Annotated in this window: 16 protein-coding genes and 1 tRNA gene; 16 read left to right on the top strand and 1 reads right to left on the bottom strand. The window is 42.5% G+C overall.

All coding sequences use genetic code 11. The features are described 5' to 3' along the window. Positions 1-119 precede the first annotated feature (119 nt). Positions 120-575: a Fur family transcriptional regulator gene (locus tag P7J49_RS08005; RefSeq protein ID WP_014636557.1), complete on the bottom strand. Its 456-nt coding sequence runs from the start codon at positions 573-575 to the stop codon at positions 120-122. 166 nt (positions 576-741) lie between these two features. Here P7J49_RS08005 and truA point away from each other — a divergent pair, with 166 nt between their 5' ends. The 16 genes from truA (at position 742) to rpmB (ending at position 16,663) form a co-directional block, all read left to right on the top strand. After that, positions 742-1,491 (top strand): tRNA pseudouridine(38-40) synthase TruA, encoded by a 750-nt coding sequence (gene truA / locus P7J49_RS08000; RefSeq protein WP_408570365.1) that lies wholly within the window; start codon positions 742-744, stop codon positions 1,489-1,491. Beyond that, entirely contained in the window at positions 1,481-2,242 is a 762-nt protein-coding gene (locus P7J49_RS07995; RefSeq protein WP_408570364.1) for a bifunctional hydroxymethylpyrimidine kinase/phosphomethylpyrimidine kinase, read from the top strand. Before truA ends, P7J49_RS07995 begins: the two co-directional genes overlap by 11 nt. Then, a complete protein-coding gene (locus tag P7J49_RS07990) occupies positions 2,232-2,717 on the top strand; it encodes an ECF transporter S component (RefSeq protein WP_408570363.1) in 486 nt (161 codons plus the stop codon). The genes P7J49_RS07995 and P7J49_RS07990 overlap by 11 nt, the downstream gene beginning before the upstream one ends. Next, entirely contained in the window at positions 2,698-3,261 is a 564-nt protein-coding gene (locus P7J49_RS07985; RefSeq protein WP_408570362.1) for a TIGR01440 family protein, read from the top strand. The genes P7J49_RS07990 and P7J49_RS07985 overlap by 20 nt, the downstream gene beginning before the upstream one ends. 109 nt (positions 3,262-3,370) lie before the next feature. Further along, on the top strand, positions 3,371-3,799 hold the full coding sequence (locus tag P7J49_RS07980; protein WP_136670774.1) for an Rrf2 family transcriptional regulator: 429 nt from the start codon (positions 3,371-3,373) through the stop codon (positions 3,797-3,799). Between the two features lie 76 nt (positions 3,800-3,875). Further along, a complete protein-coding gene (locus P7J49_RS07975) occupies positions 3,876-4,880 on the top strand; it encodes an NADP-dependent oxidoreductase (protein WP_408570361.1) in 1,005 nt (334 codons plus the stop codon). A gap of 8 nt (positions 4,881-4,888) precedes the next feature. Further along, on the top strand, positions 4,889-5,725 hold the full coding sequence (locus tag P7J49_RS07970) for an alpha/beta fold hydrolase (protein ID WP_408570360.1): 837 nt from the start codon (positions 4,889-4,891) through the stop codon (positions 5,723-5,725). 135 nt (positions 5,726-5,860) lie between these two features. Beyond that, positions 5,861-6,472 (top strand): DUF1349 domain-containing protein, encoded by a 612-nt coding sequence (locus P7J49_RS07965; RefSeq protein WP_408570359.1) that lies wholly within the window; start codon positions 5,861-5,863, stop codon positions 6,470-6,472. A 102-nt stretch (positions 6,473-6,574) separates the two neighbouring features. Continuing rightward, positions 6,575-7,858, top strand: coding sequence for a trigger factor (gene tig, locus P7J49_RS07960; RefSeq protein ID WP_408570358.1), 1,284 nt, complete (start codon positions 6,575-6,577; stop codon positions 7,856-7,858). 136 nt (positions 7,859-7,994) lie between these two features. Continuing rightward, positions 7,995-8,909: a metal ABC transporter solute-binding protein, Zn/Mn family gene (locus tag P7J49_RS07955; protein WP_029187056.1), complete on the top strand. Its 915-nt coding sequence runs from the start codon at positions 7,995-7,997 to the stop codon at positions 8,907-8,909. A 33-nt stretch (positions 8,910-8,942) separates the two neighbouring features. Continuing rightward, the gene (locus P7J49_RS07950; protein WP_408570357.1) at positions 8,943-12,098 is read left to right on the top strand and encodes a pneumococcal-type histidine triad protein; all 3,156 of its coding nucleotides are present in this window, start codon (positions 8,943-8,945) and stop codon (positions 12,096-12,098) included. 126 nt (positions 12,099-12,224) lie between these two features. After that, entirely contained in the window at positions 12,225-12,806 is a 582-nt protein-coding gene (gene rpoE / locus P7J49_RS07945) for a DNA-directed RNA polymerase subunit delta (protein WP_004195758.1), read from the top strand. Between the two features lie 192 nt (positions 12,807-12,998). After that, a complete protein-coding gene (locus tag P7J49_RS07940) occupies positions 12,999-14,603 on the top strand; it encodes a CTP synthase (protein ID WP_011921913.1) in 1,605 nt (534 codons plus the stop codon). Between the two features lie 276 nt (positions 14,604-14,879). Beyond that, positions 14,880-14,965: transfer RNA gene (locus tag P7J49_RS07935), tRNA-Leu, on the top strand. A gap of 234 nt (positions 14,966-15,199) precedes the next feature. Continuing rightward, positions 15,200-16,081 carry a class II fructose-bisphosphate aldolase gene (locus P7J49_RS07930; RefSeq protein ID WP_024396627.1) on the top strand — a complete coding sequence of 294 codons (882 nt, stop codon included), beginning with the start codon at positions 15,200-15,202 and terminating at the stop codon, positions 16,079-16,081. A 393-nt stretch (positions 16,082-16,474) separates the two neighbouring features. Beyond that, on the top strand, positions 16,475-16,663 hold the full coding sequence (gene rpmB, locus P7J49_RS07925; protein ID WP_001140948.1) for a 50S ribosomal protein L28: 189 nt from the start codon (positions 16,475-16,477) through the stop codon (positions 16,661-16,663). The last annotated feature ends 664 nt before the right edge of the window (positions 16,664-17,327 follow it).

Raw genomic sequence — 17,327 nt, 5'->3', positions numbered from 1 at the left:
TTAATTATAACAATTATAAAAAGAAAGTCAAGTTATTTGTAATAATTCTAAATAAGATTGTTCTGATAATTCAAAGGGAAATAAAAAAAGCGACAGAAAGCCGCTTTGATATTCGTCTTTTAGCCCTGGCAATCAGGACAAATGCCGTAGATGGATAGCACCTCTTTTGTAATTTTGTAACCAGTTTGGGTATGAGCTTCCTTCTTCAAGCTCGGGATTTCTACATCCATGAAATCAGTGATTTTTCCACAGACTTCACAAATAACATTGAGGTGCTCGTGCCCCATAAAGTCGTAATAAGTTGTATTATCATTGGTCCGTTTCAATTCAGTCACAAACCCTTCTTCCAATAGAAGTTTGAGGTTGTTGTAAACAGTCGCCAGGCTCATGTTGGGGTAGTTAGGTAGTAGATCTTGATAAATCATCTCAGCACTAGGATGGTCATCGCTTTCGATAATGTAGGCAACGACTGCTTTTCTAGTTTCGGTAATGCGTACACCCTTTTCTTTTAGATGTTGGATGACGTGTTCAAAAGCAGTTTGGTTTTCTGCATTGAGGTGAGAATGGAGTTCCATAGTTTCCTCCTTTCGTTATTATTTTATAAAAATTCTAAGATACAATATTCAGTTTCATTATAGTGTATTTGGGAGGTTGTGTCAATTTTGAGACAGGAAATCTGTCATAGGACAGTTTGATGTCTCCTGACTTGTTTACATACTTTTCCTGTGCTACAATCAGACCATGACACGATATAAAGCAATTATTTCCTACGACGGACATGAATTTTCTGGTTTTCAGCGCCAGCCCCATGCTCGTACAGTTCAGGAAGAAATCGAAAAAACGTTAGTAAGATTGAATAGTGGCCAGCCAGTGACCGTTCATGGCGCAGGTCGGACAGATGCTGGAGTACACGCCTACGGTCAGGTCATCCACTTTGACTTGGCTGGCAGTCGAGATGTTGAGAAGCTCCGCTTTGCCCTAGATACCCAAACCCCTGAGGACATTGATGTGGTCCAGGTGGAGCAGGTGGCGGATGATTTTCATTGCCGCTATGCCAAGCACAGCAAGACCTATGAATTTCTGGTGGACATTGGCCGGCCCAAGAATCCCATGATGCGCCACTATGCGACCTTCTATCCCTATGATTTGGACTTGGGCTTGATAGAAGAAGCCATCCAGGATCTGGTGGGGACCCATGACTTTACAGGCTTTACAGCATCGGGGACTTCAGTCGAGGACAAGGTGCGGACCATCACGGCGGCGACCATGGAGTATGACCAGCGGCGGCAGTTCTTGATTTTTACCTTTTCAGGCAATGGCTTTTTGTACAAGCAGGTGCGGAATATGGTGGGGACCCTCTTGAAAATTGGCAATGGTCGGATGCCTGTGGGGGAGATTAAGCGGATTTTAGCGGAAAAGGATCGTGGTTTGGCAGGTCCAACTGCGGCAGGCAACGGCCTCTATCTAAAGGAGATTATCTATGAAGACTAAGTATATTTTGGCGCTTTCGGGCAATGATATTTTCAGCGGTGGCGGCCTCCATGCAGACCTGACCACCTACACAGTCCATGGGCTGCATGGTTTTGTGGCGGTGACCTGCTTGACAGCTATGACGGAAAAAGGGTTTGAGGTTATTCCGACAGATGCGGCGGTGTTTGCCCAGCAGTTGGCTAGTTTGAAGGATGTGCCCTTTTCAGCTATTAAGATTGGCTTGCTTCCGACGGTGGACATAGCAGAGCAGGCCTTGGAATTTATCAAGGCCCATCAGGATATTCCGGTGGTTTTGGATCCGGTCTTGGTCTGCAAGGAAACGCATGATACCGAGGTCAGCCAGCTGAGGGATGAACTCTTGAAATTCCTTCCCTATGTCAGCATCATCATACCAAATCTGGCAGAAGCTCAGCTATTGCTCCAAAAAGACATCCAAACGGTGGAAGAGATGGAGCAGGCGGCGGTGGCACTTTATGACTTGGGTTCCAAGTCGGTGGTCATCAAGGGGGGCAACCGCTTGGGAGGTTCACAGGCTGTCGATGTTTACTATGACGGGAAGGAAGTGGTGGTGCTTAAGTCGCCCCTGCTTTCAGAAAACAATGTGGGGGCAGGCTGTACCTTTGCGTCCAGCATTGCCAGTCAGCTTTTGCTAGGTCAGGACTCTTTGGAAGCAGTCCGACTGTCCAAGGACTTTGTCCATACAGCCATCTTAAAATCAGATCAATATGGGGTGATTCAATATGAGAAATAAAAAGACGCAAGAACTTGTATTGCTGGCCATTCTAACAGCTTTGACCTTGACTCTGGCTTTTGTCCACGTACCGACACCAACGGGCTTTGTCACGTTGTTAGATGTTGGTGTTTTCTTTACAGCCTTTTACCTGGGCAAGAAAGAAGGAGCCATTGTTGGCGGACTGTCAGGGCTTCTGATTGACTTCTTGCTGGGCTATCCCCAGTGGGCTTTCTTTAGCTTGCTTTTCCACGGTGCTCAGGGCTATTTCGCAGGATGGACGGGTAAGAAACGTTTTCTGGGCATCATTTTCGCCAGTCTTTCCATGATTGGTGGCTATTTTGTGGCATCTAGTTTCATGTATAATGTAGCTGACGCTGTTACAAGTCTGATGAGTAATACTCTGCAAAACACAGTTGGTTTGGTGCTAGGTTATATCTTGACTCAGGCAATAGAAAGAATTGGTGCAGTAAATCATGTCATTAAAGGAAATTAAAGACCAAACTAAGCAAGTTGTCGAAGAGATTTTAGAACTCAGCAATCTTCAAAAGAGTCAGATTTTTGTACTAGGTTTGTCCTCTAGTGAGGTCATTGGAGGGCATATTGGCAAAAATTCTAGTTTGGAAGTTGGTGAGGTGGTTGTTGAAACCATCTTGGAAATTCTGGAGCCAAAAGGTATTTATCTAGCTGTCCAAGGTTGTGAACACCTCAATCGTGCCTTGGTGGTAGAGCGAGAATTGGCAGTTCAAAAGGATTTGGAAATGGTCAATGTCCTGCCCACCCTTCATGCAGGAGGCTCTGGACAGTTGGCAGCCTTCAAGTATATGAAGGATCCAGTCGAAGTGGAATTTATCACCGCTCAGGCTGGTGTGGACATCGGTGATACGGCGATTGGTATGCACATCAAGCACGTCCAAGTGCCAATTAGACCGAGCTTGCGTGAGATCGGTCAGGCTCATGTCACCGCCCTTGCCAGCCGTCCTAAGCTCATCGGCGGAGCCCGTGCGGCCTATATGGAAGATCAGATACGGAAAAATTAATCACAGCCTGTAGGTTGTGATTTTTTTTGAAAACAAAATCCTTGCCAAGTGGATTTCTTTTTGCTAAACTTGTTCTTGTGGTTGATACAAGTTCAAAAGGAGGATTTCCATGGATACCAAATTTTCAGTAGCTTTGCATATCTTGACCATGATTAGCGAGAGCAGTGATGTCATGACGTCGCAGGCCTTGGCAACCAGTGTCGGTACCAATGCCAGTTATATCCGCAAGGTCATCGCTCTCTTGAAGAATGCCGGCATCATCCAGTCCCAGCAGGGCAAGGCTGGCTATGAGTTGAGCAAGGATCCGGCGGACATCAGCCTCCTGGACATCTACTATGCCACCCAGGAAGTCACGCATATCCAGCTCTTTCAACAGCACCAACATGCGAATCAAGCCTGCCCAGTTGGTCGGCATATTGCAGGAGCTGTCCAGCCAATCTTTGCGACCATTGAGCAGGATTTGCAGGATAGATTATCCCAAGAAAGCTTGGCCCAGGTTATTGCCAACTTGTATCAAAAGGCAAAAAAATCCAACTGACTTTCACAAGTCAGTTTCTATTTAGCACAACTTAGACTTGTATTAGATACAAGTCTACGAATAAAAGGAGTAAACCATGAAAGCAGCACAACACACAACTTATAACAAAAACAATATCGCACTCAACCTAACTGACATTGCTAAACCGAACATCAAACCAGACCAGGTCCTTGTCAAAGTGACAGCGGCAGGTGTCAATCCTCTAGACAACATGATTTCTCGTGGCGAGGTTAAAATGATTGTGCCTTACAAATTGCCACAAACAGCGGGCAATGAGGTCGTTGGTTTGGTCGAGGAAGTCGGATCCAGCGTGACAAATTTTGCAGTTGGTGACCGTGTCTTTGGTCGTCTTCCTCTCGACAATATCGGTGCCTTTGCCGAGTATGTGGCGGTTGAGGCTGCTGCCCTTGCTAAAGTTCCTACCTATCTGACTGATGTGGAAGCGGCGGCTGTTCCCCTGACAGCCTTGACTATTATGCAGGCTCTTGACCTCATGGGTGCAGAGGCTGGCAAGACCATTTTCATCTCAGGCGGGACAGGCGGCGTCGGCGGGATGGCTATTCCCATCGCTAAAGCCAAGGGTTTGACGGTCATTACCAACGGTGACGGGGCAAATGCAGAGCGGGTATTGGCTTTGGGTGCTGACCAGTTTATCGACTACAAGACAGAAGATTACACCAAAACCCTCTCCCAAATCGACTATGTACTGGATACGCTTGGTGGTGCAGAAACCGAAAAACAAATGTCGATCATGAAAAAAGCTGGTCAGCTGGTTTCCCTCCGTGCCATGCCAAATGGTGAATTTGCCAAACGCATGAACCTGCCAAAATGGAAACAAATCCTGCTTGGCTTGGTTGGTCGCAAGTTTGACAAGATGGCGGCAAGCTACGGTGTACACTACCATTTCATCTTTGTAGAAAGCAATGGTCAACAGCTACAAGAAGTAGCAGATATTTTCAGCAAACTAGAAATCAAACCGTCTATCGACACCGTTTATCCATTTGAAGAAGTCAACGCAGCCTTGGACAAGGTAGCCAACGGTCGCTCACGTGGAAAAACTGTCCTCAGTTTTGAAAAATAGGAGAAGTCATGTCTTATATCGATACCAAAAACCAATACATTACTGTCGCTGGCAATCAGATTGCCTACCGTGAACTAGGTAAGGGCAAGTCCAAACTGCCCTTGGTCATGTTAGTCCATTTGGCCGCAACCTTGGACAACTGGGATCCAAAATTGCTAGACTTACTAGCTGAAAAAGAGCATGTCATTGTTCTTGATTTGCCTGGCGTCGGAGCCAGTCAAGGCAAGGTAGCTCCTACTATTCCAGGAATGGCAGAGCAGGCTCATGCTATTATCAAGGCTTTGGGGCATACGAAAATTAACCTGCTTGGTCTTTCTATGGGTGGTTTTATCGCCCAAGAAATCGTTCGTCTTGATAGCCAAATGGTTAACCGCTTGATTCTAGCAGGAACAGGTCCTCGTGGCGGTGTTGAAGTCGATAAGGTGACAGGAAAAACCTTCCGCTATATGCTGAAGGCTGGTCTGGAGCGTGTGGATCCAAAACGCTTCATCTTCTACAACCACGATAAAGCAGGACTACTGGAAGCTGAAAGAGTTTTGGGGCGTATGGGAGAAAGAAAAGCCGAGTATGCAGACAAGGACATGAATATCCCAGGATTTTTAACCCAGCTGAAGGCTATCAAACGCTGGGGGAGAGATCCTCAAGAAGATATGGCCTTTATCACGCAACCAACGCTGATCGTCAATGGTGACAAGGATATACAAGTTCCAACTGAAAATTCCTATATCATGCATGAGAAAATCAAAAACAGCCAACTGATCATCTATCCAAATGCGGGTCACGGATCTATCTTCCAAAATGCAGAGGTCTTTTCAACAGCCTTGATAGACTTTTTGGAGGAATAGTACCCGCTAATCTTGACGATACAAGTCCTGCAAATTCCCCAAAATCACCTCAGCCTGCTCTTAAAAGAGTTGATTGAGTTACTTGTCTTCTTTTTCTTTTGCCTGTATAATGGTCTAAAAATGAAAGGAAATCAAATGAACACAAAAGATTTTTACTGGGTGCGAGAACCAGAACACTACCAGATATCAGATACGGAAATCAGAATCACAACCCAAGCTCATACGGACTTGTGGCAGAAGACCTATTACCATTTTGTCAATGACAATGCCCCTTTGCTTTTGATGGATACGGAGGAAGAGTATTTCTCCTTTACGGTTAAGACAGATTTTTCCAATAGTCATACCCGCTTTGACCAGTGTGGTGTCGTGGTCTATCAGGACTCGGAAAACTGGATTAAGGGCTCGATTGAGTATGAAAATGAAAACTTTCAGCACCTGGGCAGTGTCGTGACCAATCATGGCTTTTCAGACTGGGCAACTCAGGAAATTCCAGCCTCTGTCAAGTCTATCTATTACCGTTTGAGCCGACGGGGTAGCGATTTCTGCATTGAGAACTCTAAAGACGGTGTCCATTTTGAGCAGATGCGGATTTGCCACCTACATGAAGGCAGTGGTAACATCCATTTCGGTATTTATGCCTGCTCACCAGAAGATTCTTCTTTTGAAGCGGTCTTTTCCGAAATGAGCTTGACAGACTGCAAGTGGTTGGCCCACGACGGACAGCAACCAGATGAAAAACTTGAGTAGAAGCTCTGCTATTTCCCAAAAGTCCGCTATAAAATCGTTGAAATCCTTGCTAATTGTGTTATAATGAAGAGTATGCAATAAAATTTTAAGGAGAATGACAGAATGTCTGTATCATTTGAAGCAAAAGAAACAAACCGCGGCGTTTTGACTTTCACAATCGGTCAAGATGCGATCAAACCAGAATTGGACCGCGTGTTTAACCGAGTTAAAAAAGACTTGAACGTTCCAGGTTTCCGTAAGGGTAAATTGCCACGTGCTGTCTTCAACCAACAGTTTGGTGAAGAAGCTCTTTACCAAGACGCAGTCAATGCTCTCTTGCCAGCAGCCTATGAAGTAGCAGTTGCTGAAGCTGGTCTTGAAGTCGTTGCACAACCAAAAATCGACGTTGTATCTATGGAAAAAGGTCAAGACTGGACAATCACTGCTGAAGTTGTGACAAAACCTGAAGTAAAATTGGGTGACTACAAAAACTTGGCAGTTTCAGTAGAAGCAACTAAAGAAGTATCTGACGAAGAAGTAGATGCAAAAATCGAACGTGAGCGTAACAACTTGGCTGAATTGGTTATCAAAGAAGGCCCAGCAGCTGAAGGCGACACAGTTGTGATTGACTTTGTAGGTTCAATCGACGGCGTTGAATTTGACGGCGGTAAAGGCGAGAACTTCTCACTTGGACTTGGTTCAGGTCAATTCATCCCAGGTTTCGAAGCACAATTGGTAGGCCACGCAGCTGGTGAAGAAGTAAACGTTGAAGTGACTTTCCCAGAAGACTATCAAGCAGCTGACCTTGCTGGTAAACCAGCCCTCTTCGTGACAAAAATCCACGAAGTAAAAGCAAAAGAAGTTCCAGCTTTGGATGATGAATTGGCAAAAGACATCGACGAAGAAGTAGAAACACTTGATGAGTTGAAAGCTAAGTACCGTAAAGAATTGGAAGCAGCAAAAGAAGTTGCCTTTGACGATGCAGTTGAATCAGCAGCTCTTGAATTGGCTGTAGAAAACGCTGAAATCGTTGAATTGCCAGAAGAAATGATTCACGAAGAAGTTCACCGTGCAATCAATGAATTCTTGGGTGGTATGCAACAACAAGGTATCTCACCAGATATGTACTTCCAAATCACTGGTACAACTCGTGAAGACCTTCATAAACAATACGAAGCAGATGCTGAAAAACGTACTAAGACAAACTTGGTTGTTGAAGCAGTAGCGAAAGCAGAAGGTTTCGAAGCAACTGAAGAAGAAATCAATAAAGAAATCGAAGACTTGGCAGCAACTTACAACATGGAAGTCGCACAAGTTCGTAGCTTGCTTTCACCAGAAATGCTTAAACACGACATCGCTGTGAAGAAAGCCGTTGAAGTGATCACAAGCACTGCAACTGTAAAATAATAATGCAAATTGGAAAACTCGACACAATCGGGTTTTCTTTTTTTAGAAAAAAATAATATAATCTCTAAAAAGTACTTGACCAGTTAATTATTTTGTGATATAAACTTAACTAGTTAATAATTTTAAAGGAGGAACTATGAAAAAGAAATTGTTTAGCTTTCTCTGTCTGAGTTTGATCTGTTTGTTGGCCGCTTGCCAACTTCAGCCCAAGTCGGAAGAGAAGGAGGGGTTGACTATTATCACTAGTTTTTACCCAATTTATTCACTGGTTAAGGAAGTGTCTGGGAGCAAAAATGATGTTCGAATGATTGGCTCAAGACAGGGCATACACTCGTATGAACCATCGGCTGCGGACATAAAGGCCATATACGATGCAGATGTTTTTATCTATCATTCGCGAATTTTGGAATCCTGGGCAGGACGTTTGGAACCTAATTTGCAAGGTTCATCTGTCAAGGTTTTGGAGGCTTCGACTAATTTACCGCTGACAAAGGTTCCAGGCTTAGAAGACATGGAAGCTGGTCAAGGGATTGATGAAGCTAGTTTATATGACCCCCACACATGGCTGGATCCAGTTTTGGTTGGTCAGGAAGCTGTTGCTATTGGTGAACTTTTAGCAGAAAGTGATCCTAAGAATGCGGATTATTATCGTCAAAATGCCGCAACCTTGGAGGAAAAGGCGCAAAAGTTGGCAGACAAGTATAGCCCAATCTTTTCAAAAGCCACATCAAAAACATTTGTCACTCAACACACAGCCTTCTCTTACACTGCGCAACGCTTCGGGTTGAAGCAGTTGGGAATCGCAGGAGTTTCAGAGGAGGAACCAAGCCCTAGACAATTGGCGGAAATTAAAGAATTTGTTGACACCTACAATGTGCAAACAATTTTTACAGAAAAAGGTGCCTCGGATAAACTTGCCAAGGCATTGGCGAGTTCGACAGGTGTGGACTTAAAAGTGTTGGATCCTCTTGAAGCAGATCCAGAAAATAATTTAACCTATCTAGAAAATCTAGAGCAAGTCTTAGAAACATTAGCTCAAGAGTTAAAATAAAAGGCCGAATTCTATCGACCGAAAGGAGAAAAAATGAAGAAAAAAGCAGTTGTTGGCTCCGTAGCCGCCCTTGTTTTAGGGATGAGTCTCTGTAGCTATCAGCTTGGACGTTTCCAAGCGATGGAAGAGCAAAAAAATCGTGTGTCCTATATTGAAGATAGTCAAAGTGTACAAACTACCGTTGCTGAACAATTAACGCCTGATCAAGTTTCTGCCAAGGAAAATATTGACGCTGAGCAGATAGTCGTTAAAATTACTGATCAAGGCTATGTGACATCACACGGTGACCATTTCCACTACTATAATGGTAAAGTCCCTTTTGATGCGATTTTTAGTGAAGAGTTGGTCATGAAGGACCCGAACTATGTTTTACAAGATAGTCACATTATCAATGAAGTCCAGGATGGCTACGTCATAAAAGTTGACGGGAAATACTATCTCTATCTAAAAGACCCTAGCAAACGTAAAAATGTTCGTAGCAAAGAAGAAGTGGAGCGGCAAAAAGGAATCTCTTCTGCTGACAGTAAGAATCAGGCAGCAGGAAATAGTAAAGACGGCCGCTACAGAACAGACGATGGCTATGTCTTTAATCCGACAGATGTTATTGAAGACACGGGAGATGGTTTTATCGTTCCGCACGGCGACCATTTCCACTTTATTCCTAAAAAAGATTTATCAGCTGCCGAATTGAAGGCTGCACAAGATTACTGGAATCAAAAAGGAAGTGTGAGCTCGGCTAGTGGTAGTCAATATGGCGATAGAAACAATAGAGCACAACAGACAACAATTAGTGCGGGGCAAGGTCAGGATTTGGCTAGTTTATTGGCTCAATTGGATGCAACGCCGCTATCTCAACGCCATGTAGAAGCAGATGGATTGGTATTTGACCCAAGAACGATTACGAAGAAAACTGCAGCAGGTGTCATCGTTCCACACGGCGACCATTACCACTTTATCCCATATAGCCAGATGTCTCCTCTAGAAGAGAAGATTTCTCGAATTATTGGTGTAAATGGAGCAGGTGTTTCTTCTGGTGCACAAGCAAGTCACTCCCAACACACACCGACACAACCAAATCGTCCAGTAACACCAATCGGCACGGTTACAACGCAACCGGTATCGCCTACACAACCAGTATTGCCAACACAACCGAAGCAGTCAACAGGGAAAGTAGTTTCCTATATGGGACGTCAAATTCCTGCTTATGGAAAAGGGTTAGATGGTAAGGCATACTTTACAAGCGATGGATACATCTTTAGCAAATCCTCTATTACCTCAGTTGATGATCAAGGGTTGATAGCTAGTCATGGAGATCATTTCCATTATGTTGGTTTTGGCGAGCTCGAAGATTTTGAAATCAAGCAAGTAGAGGAATGGGTTAATGAGAAGGCAGGCAAACAAGTGCCACCGAAAATATCTGAACAAGTAGGAAACGATGCTAAACCCACAACACCAAGTCAAGGGAACGATTCAACACCTGTAAAACCAATTCAAGAAGAAAATCGCCCTGCATTTGAATACAAACAAGTAACGGCTAAACGTAAATTGGCTGGAAAAGTTGTTTATGAAATGGAAGTAGGTGGAAAAACGTATACGTATGGTCGTGATGAACTAGATTTGATGAAAATCTCTTTTGCTGAGTTGACCTTGGCAGAAAAAGATAAGCAGTATATCTTTGATATTGCACCGCTTGCAGAAGGAGATCTTAAGCCAGCCATGTTGGTCGGTATGGATCAAATTCCGATGAAGGGAGCGAATGCGACCTATGATACTGGACAATCCTTTATTATTCCACACATTGATCACATCCACGTCCTACCTTACACATGGTTGAGTAAGGAACAAATTGCAACGATCCGTTATATCATGCAACATCCTGAAATTCGTCCATCTGCTTGGACTACAAGTGGACATGGTGATGGAGAAGCAACGGATCTTGTTCCCCCAATTCTAAATGCAACACCTAAAGCAAACCGCTTAGGCTTGAAAAATTGGCAAATCATTCACACCTCAGAAGAAGTCATGGATGCACGTGCAAAAGGGAAATTTGCAACAAATGACGGCTATATCTTCTCGGCGGAAGACGTACTAGATCCAGCAAGTTTTGTCTTTAGTCAAGCATTCAGTCTACCAAGGGCGACAGGTGGTTCTCTGCGTTCAATTTCCAAGAAAGATTTATCTAAAGAAGAATTGGAAGCTGTACAAACTCTTCTTGATAAACGAGACGCTGAAGAATTGGCGAAAAATGTCACACCAATTGAGAAACGTACAGGTTTGAAAAATTGGCAAATTGTTCACTCAGCAGAAGAATTGGTAGAAGCTAAGGCAGCAGGAAAATATACAACAAAAGACGGCTATATTTTTGACCCAGCAGACCTATTAGATCTAAAAGTGAAAATAGGTACGGATAGCTATCGCATCCCACGTGTGATTACAGATGGTTACCGTCGGATTAACAAGAGTGATTTGAATTACTTAAGCGAGCTGATCCCAGCAGAGGCTATGGTAGCTCAACGTGAGAAATCTAATTCTAGTTCACCGTCAACACCTGCACCAACTGAAACAGGAACAAGTGCAGGCGAGACAACAACGCCAGAACAGCCACAAGTTGCCAAAGAAACAGCAGAGGAAATTTACAACCGAGTTGAAGCGAAGAAAGTCGTTCCTTTCGAAGCACTGACCTACAATGCTGGCTATGCGACCGAAGTACGCAACGGGACTCTGGTAATTCCGCATCAAGATCACTATCACTATGTATCCTTTAAATGGTTTGACCAAGGCAGTGCAAGAAGTCCTGAAGGGTATAGTCTAGAAGATTTCCTAGCAACGGTTAAGTACTACATGACTAATCCACAAGAACGCCCTGTTTCAGACGATGGCTGGGGAGTATTTACACCAAGTACACCATCTGAATCAACAGAAGAAACAGAGACGGAAGAAAGTGATGAAGAAATTATTTCTGAAGAAACCGAGGAAATTGACGAGTTTACAGAAGAATTAAAACGAAGAGCAGAAGAGTTTGGCATGGACTTCAAAACCTTTGAACAAAGTCTGGTCACACTCTCAGACCGTTACAAAGTCTCTTTTGAAGCTTTCGAATATGATGCAACAAGCAAAGTTGTTCGACTTGTAGATAAGGATGGGGTCAAACGGACCATCTCCCTTCCAAGTTTAGAAGAACAAGTATAGTAAACAAAATACCTGTAGCGCTTAGCTCTGCAGGTATTTTTTTACAGAAAAACGATAAAGATTATCTTTGACTATTTGCCTTTTTTAGCGTAAAATAGAAAGGAAAGACAAAAAAGGAGAACAGCCTTGGAACTTAACGTATTTGCAGGACAAGAAAAAAGCGAACTTTCCATGATTGAAGTAGCCCGTGCTATTTTGGAAGAACGTGGACGTGACAACGAAATGTATTTCAACGACTTGGTCAATGAAATTCAAAACTACCTTGAAAAATCAAACAGCGAGATTCGCGCAGCCCTCCCAACCTTCTATTCTGATTTGAATGTGGATGGAAGCTTCATTCCACTTGGCGAAAACAAATGGGGCTTACGTTCTTGGTACGCAATCGATGAGATTGATGAAGAAGTGATCACTCTTGAAGAAGATGATGAAGATGCACCAAAACGCAAGAAGAAACGTGTCAATGCCTTCATGGACGGTGATGATGATGCGATTGACTATGGACATGACGATCCAGAAGATGAGGACAACTATCCGGGTAGTGCATCATCAGAATACGATGATGAAAATCCAGATGACGAAAAAGATGAAGTTGAGTCCTATGATTCAGAAATCAACGAAATTATTCCAGATGACGAATTGGACGAAGAGGATGTTGATTTAGGTGAAGATGATGACGAGTATTCAGATGAAGAGGTCGTCGACGAATAAGAATTATATCCCCCTAGATTCTTAAAAATAATTTGACAAGACTACCAAATTACGATAAGATATTATTGGGCACCTCTTTTGAGGTCGGAGCTCCCTAGCGATAGGGAGCTATTTTTGTTTTTTCTTCAAGTTAGCAGGAAGTATCCCCACAAATTGCTTCCTATTAGCCTGAATCGTAGAAAAGGAGTTTGCATGACAAAGTATATTTTTGTAACAGGTGGCGTTGTTTCCTCTATCGGCAAAGGGATTGTAGCAGCCAGCCTAGGTCGTTTATTGAAGAACCGAGGTCTCAAGGTAACAATCCAAAAATTTGATCCATACATCAACATTGACCCGGGAACAATGAGTCCGTATCAACACGGTGAAGTTTTTGTGACGGACGACGGCGCAGAAACCGACTTGGACCTTGGGCATTATGAGCGTTTCATCGACATTAACCTGAACAAATATTCAAATGTTACAACAGGTAAAATTTATAGCGAAGTCCTCCGTAAAGAGCGTAAAGGGGAATACTTAGGGGCAACAGTTCAAGTTATTCCACACATTACAGATGCTTTGAAAGACAAAATCAAGCGTGCAGCTCGTACTACAGATGCAGATGTCATCATCACGGAAGTGGGTGGAACAGTAGGTGATATTGAAAGCTTGCCATTCCTTGAAGCGCTTCGTCAGATGAAGGCAGATGTCGGTTCAGACAATGTTATGTATATCCATACAACACTCTTGCCTTATCTCAAAGCAGCAGGCGAAATGAAAACTAAGCCAACACAACATTCTGTAAAAGAGTTGCGTGGTCTAGGTATTCAGCCAAACATGTTGGTAATTCGGACAGAGCAGCCTGCTGGACAAGGAATTAAAAATAAACTGGCACAATTCTGTGATGTCGCTCCAGAAGCAGTTATTGAGTCCTTGGATGTCGAACATCTTTACCAAATCCCATTAAATATGCAAGCGCAGAACATGGATCAAATTGTTTGCGATCACTTGAAGCTCGACGTACCTCCAGCAGATATGACAGAGTGGACAGCAATGGTAAACAAGGTTCTTAATCTCCAGAAAAAAGTAAAAATCGCTTTAGTTGGTAAGTATGTAGAATTACAAGATGCCTATATTTCTGTAGTTGAAGCTCTAAAACACTCAGGATATGCAAATGATGCTGCTATCGAATTGGACTGGGTCAATGCAAATGATTTGACAGCAGAAAACGTAGCTGAACGTCTAGGACAAGCACAAGGAATTATCGTTCCTGGTGGCTTTGGACAACGTGGTACAGAAGGGAAAATACAAGCCATTCGTTATGCTCGTGAGAATGACGTGCCAATGCTAGGGGTCTGCTTGGGAATGCAGCTGACCTGTGTAGAATTTGCACGTCACGTTCTCGGTTTAGAAGGTGCTAACAGCTTTGAATTAGACCCAGAAACCAAATATCCAATTATTGACATCATGCGTGATCAAATTGGAGTGGAAGATTTAGGAGGAACTCTCCGTTTAGGTCTTTATCCAAGCAAGCTCAAACGTGGCTCCAAGGCTGCAGCTGCTTATGATAATCAAGAAGTTGTACAACGTCGCCATCGTCATCGTTATGAGTTTAATAATGACTTCCGTGAACAATTTGAAAAAGCAGGTTTTGTTTTCTCAGGCGTGTCACCAGACAACCGTTTGGTAGAAATTGTTGAAATTCCAGAAAATAAATTCTTCGTTGCCTGCCAATATCATCCAGAACTACAATCTCGTCCTAATCGCCCTGAAGGTTTGTATACAGCCTTTGTTTCGGCAGCTATGGAGAATGAAAAATAAGTGTAATTATTATAGAAGAAGATTGGTATTATTCAATCTTCTTTTATATTTTATATAAAGAAACGAAAAAGATGACAGTATTTATAGAAGAAAATACGAAATACCATCCCCATATGGCATCATTGTCTAGATGGTTTTAAGCATTATATTAGTAGAGTATTGCAAAAGAATCGGCTAAATCAATACGTTTTGTCAAAAAAAGTAAAAATAAAAAATAAAATTCAAAAAAAGTGTTGACAAGGCTAGTTCCTAATGATATACTAATTCTTGTGTTAAGCGGGGATGGCGGAATTGGCAGACGCGCAGGACTAAGGATCCTGTGACCGCTTTAGGTCGTGTGGGTTCAAGTCCCACTCTCCGCATAGTGGACTAGCTAAGGCTAGTCCTTTTGCTTTATCTAGATAAGTGCAGAGCACGATATATGCTAGGTCATAAATTACAAGAATGATAGGAAACGGGTATTGTTATAGCTTTCATGAAAAGATATGTGAAACTTTTCTCAAAACTAGACGGTTTCAACTAGCATTTTCAAAATAAAAATGGTAGAATAGAAGAGTATGAGGTGCAACCTCAAAAAATATTAGGAGGCTATCGAAATGCCATTAGTTTCAGCAGAAAAATTTGTCCAAGCAGCGCGTGACAACGGTTATGCAGTTGGTGGATTTAACACAAACAACCTTGAGTGGACTCAAGCTATCTTGCGTGCAGCAGAAGCAAAACAAGCTCCAGTTCTTATCCAAACTTCTATGGGTGCAGCTAAGTACATGGGTGGTTACAAAGTAGCTCGCAACTTAATCGCTAACTTGATCGAGTCAATGAACATTACAGTTCCAGTTGCTATTCACCTTGACCACGGTCACTACGAAGATGCACTTGAGTGTATCGAAGTTGGTTACACTTCTATCATGTTTGACGGTTCACACCTTCCAGTAGAAGAAAACCTTGCAAAAGCAAAAGAAGTTGTAGAATTGGCACACGCTAAAGGTATCTCAGTTGAAGCTGAAGTAGGTACTATCGGTGGTGAAGAAGATGGTATCATTGGTAGCGGTGAATTGGCTCCAATCGAAGATGCAGTAGCAATGGTTGCAACTGGTATTGACTTCTTGGCAGCAGGTATCGGTAACATCCACGGCCCATACCCAGCAAACTGGGAAGGTCTTGATCTTGACCACTTGCGTAAATTGACTGAAGCTGTACCTGGTTTCCCAATCGTATTGCACGGTGGTTCTGGTATTCCAGATGAGCAAATTCAAGCAGCAATCAAATTGGGCGTTGCTAAAGTTAACGTTAATACTGAGTGCCAAATCGCATTTGCAAACGCAACTCGTAAGTTTGCAGCGGCTTATGAAGCAAACGAAGCAGAATACGATAAGAAAAAACTCTTTGACCCACGTAAATTCTTGGCAGACGGCGTGAAAGCTATCCAAGCATCTGTTGAAGAGCGTATCGACGTATTCGGTTCAGCGAACAAAGCTTAATGTAACTGCGAAGAAATCTCAGATTTCAAGCAAACAAAGCATAAGTTTCTTAGATTAAACCAAAAAGGATTTTCTTTCGAGAATCCTTTTTATTATAATAGTTGATTAAGTTTGATCTAGTTCTTCGCTATGAAGAAATCTACGATAGAAGTGAGCAGAGAACAATTAAAATATAAACCGCTCCAAAGTTTTCATGACTGTAATAGCTTAGAGAACGAAGAATTATGGATGGGGCGCAAACTGTAGTATTAAAATATTTACCTATGAGTATAGATACTTTTAAAAAAAGAAAGTGAAAATAATTCTTGCCAAGTCCAATCTTTTCTGTTAGAATAGTATGGTATGTGGTGCTAGCACATCCGATATATTTGATCAAATGAGGAGGAAGATACAATGGCTAAAGTATGTTATTTCACTGGTCGTAAGACTGTATCAGGTAACAACCGTTCACACGCTATGAACCAAACTAAACGCGCAGTTAAACCAAACCTTCAAAAAGTAACTGTTTTGATTGATGGTAAACCTAAAAAAGTTTGGGCTTCAGCACGTGCACTAAAATCAGGCAAAGTTGAACGCGTATAATAACAAAGTCGTTAGAAAAATCTAGCGACTTTTGTTTTTGGAAAAATAGCCTAGATATAAAGTCGATGAAGAGCAAATTCGGTCACTACATAATAAACAGGAAAGAATATCAACTATATAGCCCTTCACATTGTTGTTGAAAAGTTAACAAAGAAGGAACGTTGTCAAAAATGAACTGTGTATTGATGTGGGGGATTTTTCTAAGGTCGAACATTTAAACTTGGATTGACATTGGGAGGAGCATATCCGTACGGGTTCTAAGTAAGAAGGGAATCACGAACTGGAAGAATAGAGAGAATAGAGAGAATAGAGAGTGTTTTAAAAATCCAAAAAAATCTCCAAAAACCGGTTGACAATGTGTATAAGTCGTGATAGAATAATTGAGTTGTCTCTTGAGGGGCTAGTCAGTAGCGGGATGAAAAAAGTTTCAAAAAAGTGTTGACAAGTTCAGTAGAAGATGATAGAATAATTGAGTTGTCTCTTGAGGGACTGGTCAACAGCGAAACGAAAAAAAGTTTCAAAAAAGTGTTGACAAAGTTTCTAAGAAATGATAAACTAATATAGTTGTCGCGAGAGCGCGATAACGAACAAGACCTTTGAAAATTAAAGAAGACGAACCAAACGTGCAGGGTGATTTATCTAAGGATAAATCGTCAATGACAAA

The sequence above is a fragment of the Streptococcus suis genome (genome assembly GCF_046032515.1).
GTDB lineage: Bacteria > Bacillota > Bacilli > Lactobacillales > Streptococcaceae > Streptococcus > Streptococcus suis_AL.
The sequence above is the reverse complement of the archived record's forward strand: the minus strand, read 5'-3'. Positions and strand labels throughout refer to the sequence as shown.